This window comes from Defluviitalea phaphyphila, from assembly GCF_001466305.1.
GTDB classification, from domain to species: domain Bacteria; phylum Bacillota; class Clostridia; order Lachnospirales; family Defluviitaleaceae; genus Defluviitalea_A; species Defluviitalea_A phaphyphila.
On the sequence record NZ_JWID01000029.1, the window covers coordinates 1 to 2,946 of the forward strand.

The 2,946-nt window shown below is 23.3% G+C and carries 1 protein-coding gene and 1 pseudogene; both read left to right on the forward strand.

The window, feature by feature from the left end:
* Positions 1 to 415: 415 nt before the first annotated feature.
* A pseudogene (locus OM90_RS13560) lies at positions 416 to 1,191 on the forward strand (IS982 family transposase).
* 949 nt (positions 1,192 to 2,140) lie between these two features.
* Positions 2,141 to 2,946 (forward strand): hypothetical protein (locus tag OM90_RS11050; RefSeq protein WP_058486941.1); only part of this gene is annotated, 806 nt, incomplete at its 3' end.

A 2,946-nucleotide genomic window follows, 5' to 3' on the forward strand; every position in this document is an offset into this window, starting at 1 on the left:
CCTCCTTAATCTTAGAGATAATTATATCTTATTTCCCTACATTCTTAAATGATCATTTTATTACATTTTTATTGTATCATTTATAATATGGCTATATAGCTGCATAATTCATACGTTATCTTTAGGCTATTTGTTAATAGTTGGGGTGGAATTCTTTGAAATTCCACTCCATTGTTAGTTTTATAATAAAATACAAACCTAAAATCATGAAACAATGATGTAATACTAAAAAGAGCATAAGTTAAATGATTCGAAATAAAGATGTAAAATGTAATAAGTAATAAATTTTTAACAATCTTTAAAAAAACTGTTAATTTAACTCGTTGTGTTAGTTAAAAATTACAAATAAAAAGCTCCAGCATTTTATATTATCCTATCTTTACAAGAAACAAAATCCATGATAGGGGAACCATAAATGCTGAAGATTAATAATTATTCTATCACAGAAATTGAAAATTTAAAGGATTTTTTTATAGTAAGTTTTGTTATCATAGATGATATTTACCAAGAAATTATTCCTAATAATATGCGTAATCGAAAAAATATCAATTTAGCTATTCTATCTGACAGTAATTACTATTGCTTTAGTTTGAAAATTTCTAACTATCGATTCTGAAAATGCATGGTTTAAATTTGTAAAGAAAAATTTTAAAGATCTATCTAGATTTAATAGAACACGAAAAAACTTGAATTCTGTTATTAAAGAAGTACGTAAACAATTAACTAATTTTTTTAAAAGTAACCAACCTAATTATAGGATTATAGATAGTATCTAATACCTGTTTATAAATTTGAAAAAGCTCATTTCCATAAAAAATTTAAAACAGATGCATCTTATGGATATTGTTCTTCGATGGTTTTAAACTTCACATACTTACAACATTTAAAGGATATATTACAGATTTCGTTCTAACTAATGCTGCCCTTAAAAAAGAATAAAAAAGAAAAGGATATTAATCTAATTTTTATGAAAAGCCATATCCTAAATGGTATAGAGAAAAATCAGAAGAATGATAGAAACTTTTTTTTCAACTTACTGATCAATTAAACATTGCGAAAGTAAAAGCAAAATTTTTATTAGGGTTAATTGTAAGGATTAGAACAAAAATTCTTGCATATAATCTTTGTTTTTATATAAACCAATGTTTAGGAAAAAAGGAATCAAAAATTAAAAATTTAATATTTGGATAATTAATCCAATAATTTATAATTATATGGGTAGAGACTTTTTAAATTGGATACATTATCTATTTTTTTAATAAACTAGCACAGGAGATTAATTTACTGTTATTGTAGTATATCTTATACATAACCCATGATATTGACAGTTCTAGTTATTCCATGTTTTTTGATTAAAAAAAGATTATGTGAATTAGATGATAAAAAATATAATATTAAAGATTACGTTAAAATATTGATAACATTAAGGAGGATGAGAAATTGATAGGATTTCGTAAAAAAATAAAAAATTTTTTTAATTATTTTGTTCGTCTAGGAGTTATTTTTATAATATTTGAATTTATACGTAATAATGATTTTTTTATATTTGTATTTATCTTTTTTACCTTTCTTAGTATAATATTTTCCTTAATAATGTGGTATAAGCTAAAATGATTTGTTAATACTTTTTTAGATCTTTTTACCAAATAACAATATTTTCAGAAGATGCTTCTAGATATTTGAAGAACTTTACATATAGTATTAATACTGTAATTATCTTTATTAGTTATAATTAAATTTATTTTTATCATAGTATTAGTGCCGCTTGCTTTAAAATATTATTTTTTATTTTAAGTTATTTAAGTTTTTTCCTAAGAAGACATTAAAGTAAAAGCAGTTGTTATTAAAAAAAATTTAAGCAGAAAAGAGGCTTTAAATCTTGAACAAAAAATAACTTATAGACATGGGTCTAGATAAAGGAGAACAACCTTCGGATGAACATAAGTTACCTAAGCAGATGTTAGGATACCAGAAGAATATTATATAAATACAGAAAAAGGAATAATCGTCATGACCCTAATAAGAAGAAAAAGAAGGATTAGAATTACTTATTCATTAAAAAATGAAAAAATTTTTCTTTTTATATCTTAAAATATACATACATGGTGAAAAGATATTAATTTTTATAAGGAGGAATATTGTGCTATTAAGAGATATTGTATTAGATGGATGGCATGAATATGAAAAAGCAAATAATTTGTTTCCAATTAGATGGAAGTCACATCATATAACTGAATTGTTTTTAGAATTATGTCCTAGAATGGAATTAGATGGAAGTACTAATTTGAATATTTTTCATCCTAAGGAGAAGCGAAAACATGAAAAAAAATATGTTAGAGATGATTATTTTAATATTACAACATATTATCTTGAAGAAGAACAAATGAAAGCATTAGAACTTTTAACACTAGAAGAAGCAGAAGAATACATTGTAGAACTCCTAGAAGAAGTTTTAATTGATATTGTAAATAGATATGATAAAAATGAAGAAAAAATCCGTATCATAAAAGATACAATTAAAAAAATGAGAGAAAAGAATTTTTCATTAGAAAAGAAAATTAAAAAATTAACGAAGGTTACAAAGGATAGAAAATATAAAGCAGAAGTTTTTAGATGTTTAAATAAAAAAGTAGGAGAGGCATGGTATGTGAAAATTAGTAGTTCAGGGAAGAATAAGATTAGTAAGATTAAATGGATAACTGATAAACCAGATTATTTAAATAGAACAAGACAATTTCATAAATCACGATGGGAAGGAACAAAATTTATTATATCAGATGATATAGGAATAGATGAATGTTGTATTGATATTAATAATTTAGAAGATGAAACTAATGATACTTATGATAAAAATAAGGTTGACAAAGAGAAAATAGAGAGAAGAATGAAACTAAAAGAAAAAGTTGACCTTACAAAAGCTAAACATCAAATGGAAGAAATAAAAGC